At 54.3% G+C, this 2,500-nt stretch carries 1 tRNA gene and 2 rRNA genes (1 of these 3 cut by a window edge); all 3 read right to left on the minus strand.

Annotated features, from left to right (window positions below):
- Positions 1-77 (minus strand) — tRNA-Met (locus tag ACR0IM_RS24335).
- Between the two features lie 86 nt (positions 78-163).
- Positions 164-278: ribosomal RNA gene (rrf, locus tag ACR0IM_RS24340) — 5S ribosomal RNA — on the minus strand.
- A gap of 190 nt (positions 279-468) precedes the next feature.
- Positions 469-2,500: ribosomal RNA gene (locus ACR0IM_RS24345) — 23S ribosomal RNA — on the minus strand (it continues 832 nt past the right edge of the window).

The following is a 2,500-nucleotide window of genomic DNA, read 5'->3' on the forward strand; positions in this document are numbered from 1 at the left end:
TGGTTGCGGGAGCAGGATTTGAACCTGCGACCTTCAGGTTATGAGCCTGACGAGCTACCGGGCTGCTCCATCCCGCGACACTTAGCGTTGGTCTACCGCCTATTCGGCTACTTGAGACCGGGTAGTGTTTTTCCATCGTCAGAGAGAAGGGGGCTTTTTCTAGGTTTGGCGGTGACCTACTCTCCCGGGGCTTAAGCCCAAGTACCATTGGCGCGGCAGTGCTTAACTTCCGGGTTCGGGATGGGACCGGGTGTTTCACTTGCGCTATGACCACCAAACCGAGGAAAAGCCCTCGGTCGACTTTCTTGCTGTGCAAGAAAGCGACTGTGCGGCAGGCAGCGTCTTTATCGTAGATAAAGGCGCGTTCCCGCACGGTTGTGTTATCAATCAACAGTGCCGTTTGCGTTGGCACGCGCTGTCCATGTTTACTGAGGTGTATGTTTTTGATTTGTCTTTCCATTACTGGATCAAATCAAGCCTATCGGGCGATTAGTACCGGTCAACTGAACGCATTACTGCGCTTACATCTCCGGCCTATTGACGTGGTGGTCTTCCACGGCCCTCAGGGAGACCTTGTTTTGAGGGGGGCTTCCCGCTTAGATGCCTTCAGCGGTTATCCTGTCCGATCATAGCTACCCAGCACTGCCGTTGGCACGACAACTGGTCCACCAGTGGATCGTTCACCCCGGTCCTCTCGTACTAGGGGCAACTCCTCTCAAGTCTCCTACACCCACGGCAGATAGGGACCGAACTGTCTCACGACGTTCTAAACCCAGCTCACGTACCTCTTTAAACGGCGAACAGCCGTACCCTTGGGACCTGCTCCAGCCCCAGGATGAGATGAGCCGACATCGAGGTGCCAAACACTGCCGTCGATATGGACTCTTGGGCAGTATCAGCCTGTTATCCCCGGCGTACCTTTTATCCGTTGAGCGATGGCCCTTCCACTCGGGACCACCGGATCACTATGGCCGTCTTTCGACTCTGCTCGACTTGTCAGTCTCGCAGTCAGGCTGGCTTCTGCCATTGCACTCAACGAGCGATTTCCGACCGCTCTGAGCCAACCTTCGCGCGCCTCCGTTACGCTTTAGGAGGCGACCGCCCCAGTCAAACTACCCGCCACGCAGGGTCCCGGATCCGGATAACGGACCGCGGTTAGACATCAAGAGTGCGAAGGGTGGTATCTCAAGGGAGGCTCCACGGATACTTGCGTTTCCGCTTCAAAGCCTACCACCTATCCTGCACATCACAATCCTGATGCCAGTGCGAAGCTGTAGTAAAGGTGCACGGGGTCTTTCCGTCTAACCGCGGGAAGCCTGCATCTTGACAGGCAATTCAATTTCGCTGAGTCGATGTTGGAGACAGCGGGGAAGTCGTTACGCCATTCGTGCAGGTCGGAACTTACCCGACAAGGAATTTCGCTACCTTAGGACCGTTATAGTTACGGCCGCCGTTTACCTGGGCTTCAATTCAAGGCTCTCACCTCTCCTTTTAACCTTCAGGCACCGGGCAGGCGTCAGACCCTATACGTCGTCTTGCGACTTCGCAGAGCCCTGTGTTTTTAATAAACAGTCGCCACCCCCTGGTTTGTGCCCCCAGCCCCTAGTTGCCTAGGAACCGGGCCTCCTTCTCGCGAACTTACGGAGGTATTTTGCCGAGTTCCTTCAACATCGTTCTCTCAAGCGCCTTGGTATGCTCTACCAGTCCACCTGTGTCGGTTTAGGGTACGGTCTGATGGAGGGCTATTTCCAGGAACCACTCAGCAGCCCAATCAATCCGATAAGATTGAACTACACCTGTGATCCGTCACATCCTCCTGGCCTAGGAATATTAACCTAGTTCCCATCGCCTACGCCTTTCGGCCTCGGCTTAGGGGCCGGCTTACCCTGCTCAGATTAGCTTTAAGCAGGAACCCTTGGACTTTCGGCGAGAGTGTCTCTCACACTCTTTGTCGCTACTCATGTCATCATTCTCACTAGTGATCTCTCCACCGGATCCCTCACAGGCCGGCTTCATCGAAAGAACTCGATCCGTCATTACACCCGCTGATATTTCACAGGTGGATGCAAATACGGATGAGTTCTATGTCACACTACGCTCTGCTACCATGCCTTACGGCATCCTAAGCTTCGGCTCATGGCTTGAGCCCCGTTACATCTTCGCCGCAGGACAACTTATTTAGACCAGTGAGCTGTTACGCTATCTTTAAAGGATGGCTGCTTCTAAGCCAACCTCCTGGTTGTTTTGGTCGTCCCACCTGCTTTCCCACTTAGCCATGAATTGGGGGCCTTAGCTGTAGGTCAGGGTTGTTTCCCTCTCCACTACGGACGTTAGCATCCGCAGTGTGTCTGCCATCTAGTACTCCCGGGTATTCGGAGTTTGGTTAGGATCAGTAAGCCTGTGGGGCCCCATTACCCATCCAGTGCTCTACCCCCCGGGGTATTCGGATGACGCTCTACCTAAATAGATTTCGCAGAGAACCAGCTATCTCCGAGTTTGA

It is taken from the genome of Ruegeria sp. BF6 (genome assembly GCF_056538665.1).